General features: G+C 65.4%; 3 protein-coding genes. 1 reads left to right on the top strand and 2 read right to left on the bottom strand.

Annotated elements, in window-relative coordinates:
• On the bottom strand, positions 1-106 hold a 106-nt coding region (locus tag VDP82_RS17810; RefSeq protein ID WP_323016153.1), incomplete at its 3' end, for a DUF2460 domain-containing protein.
• Positions 107-323: 217 nt separating this feature from the next.
• Positions 324-1,208, bottom strand: a complete 885-nt coding sequence (locus tag VDP82_RS17805) for a hypothetical protein (RefSeq protein ID WP_323016152.1) — start codon at positions 1,206-1,208, stop codon at positions 324-326.
• A gap of 256 nt (positions 1,209-1,464) precedes the next feature.
• Here VDP82_RS17805 and VDP82_RS17800 point away from each other — a divergent pair.
• A partial coding sequence (locus VDP82_RS17800) for a hypothetical protein (RefSeq protein ID WP_323016151.1) occupies positions 1,465-1,754 on the top strand: 290 nt, incomplete at its 3' end.

The following is a 1,754-nucleotide window of genomic DNA, read 5'->3' as shown; positions in this document are numbered from 1 at the left end:
GCTGCTCGCCGCCGCCGGCCAGCGTCACCACATCGGTCCTGCGCTCCGGCCCGCCCCGCGCCCCCAGCGCGATGTCGAGCGGAAAGCGCACCGCATGAAAAGCCATGAAATTCTCCTAACCACGGAGTTTCCCTCTCCCCTTGCGGGAGAGGGACAGACCTGACGCGTTCAGCGGAAGGTCAGGGTGAGGGGGGCGCTGCGCTCACCCATGCTTCAATGCCCGTTGAAACACCCCCTCATCCGCCCCTTCGGGGCACCTTCTCCCGCGAGGGGAGAAGGAAGGTTCGGTGGCACCATCTCCCCCCCACCCGGCAGCAGCACCCCTATTTCTGCCCCACCACTTCGCCATCCGGCCGGTTCTGGAAGCGCGACGGGATCACTATACCGCTTCCGGCCCCCGCCCGGTCGGTGCCGCCGCAGAAATCGCCGCGATTGGCGCGCGCCACATAGCCCGAGAGCCGGCGCAGCGATTCGTCCACGGCCATGGATTGCTCATGCGGGGTTTCCACCAGCAGGCTGTCCAGCGCATAGCTGTAGCTGGAATAGCGGTAGCTGAGCGCGCGCACGAACCAGGCGATGAAGGCGTCGTTCTCATATTTGCGCGCCTGCATGTTCTCGCCCAGGGCGGGTGGTAGGTCGATGGCCAGGCCCTGATAGGCCGTGGCGCGCTGGCGGTCGATTTCGATGACGGCGCAGATGGCCGCGAAGGTGGTGGGAGCTGTGCCCAGATCGGCGGCGATATGGGCGCCCACGGTGGCGTAGCGGGTGCGCGAGGACTGGTAGGGGGTGCGCCGCAGCCAGTTGTAATAGCGCTCCACCGTATAGCGCGTGTCGGCGCGGGGCGGGCTGATGCGGGTGCGCTGCAACTCTGCCGAGCCGTCGAACAGCCAGTCCTGCGCATGGGGGGCGACGAGGAAGCGCCACACCCGATCATGCATCTGGTTTTCCTGGTCGGTGCGGTTGAAGTCCGAAACCGGCTCGCGCCGGTTGGCGGCGATCACCCGGCCCACCGCCGGCATCATGGCGTCATGGACGACGCCCGGCTCGGCCCGGCCGAAATCGCCCACCGGCCGCGCCACCGAACAGGCGGCAAGCAGGCCCGCCAGCAGCAGCAGGCCGCAAAGCCTGGCTGCGCGGGATTTATCCCCGATTGGTCTTGGGCCGGGTAGGATCGAGACTGCTGTGTGGTGGCGGCGTCCCGCGTTCATAAAATACCCCGGTGAAAATCAGGATCTGGGCGGTGCCGAGCGGCGGCTCCCCATCGGCAGGCTTTTTCGGCGGCGGTTCGAATTTGACGAGCTTTCCCAAGCTGCCCTCCCGTCTTGCGCGTCCTCCCATTCCCATTGGAAGCAACGGTTTCGCGGTGTGAGATCGATTAACGCGACGCCCCTTCGCGTTACTGGTCAGCGCCATTAAGAGATCGTCAAGGTTAACAGTCTGCTAACGAATTCGCGGCAAAGGTGAATGTGCATCGAATGTGATGTGATTCCGAAGCGACGGTTCCTGAATATGCTTGGTTTTCAGCCCTACGAGACCTTTCAACTGCTCATCGAGACGGGCGGCGTCGATCGGACGAACACCTTGCTGATCGCGGCCTGCGATGCTTATGCCCGGCGCGGCAAGCCGACCGCTCCCGAAATGGAACAGTTCGAAACGCTGGCCGCGCGGCTCTTCCCTACCGCCAGCCCGCAGGCCCGCGCCAAGGGCGCCGCCATCCTGGGACGCGCGGAAATGCTGTCTCCCGCGCTTGAGGA

This window comes from Devosia sp. (genome assembly GCF_034675085.1).
Classification (GTDB): Bacteria; Pseudomonadota; Alphaproteobacteria; order Rhizobiales; family Devosiaceae; genus Devosia.
Note: the sequence above shows the minus strand (reverse complement) of the source record. Positions and strands in the feature narration are given on the sequence as shown.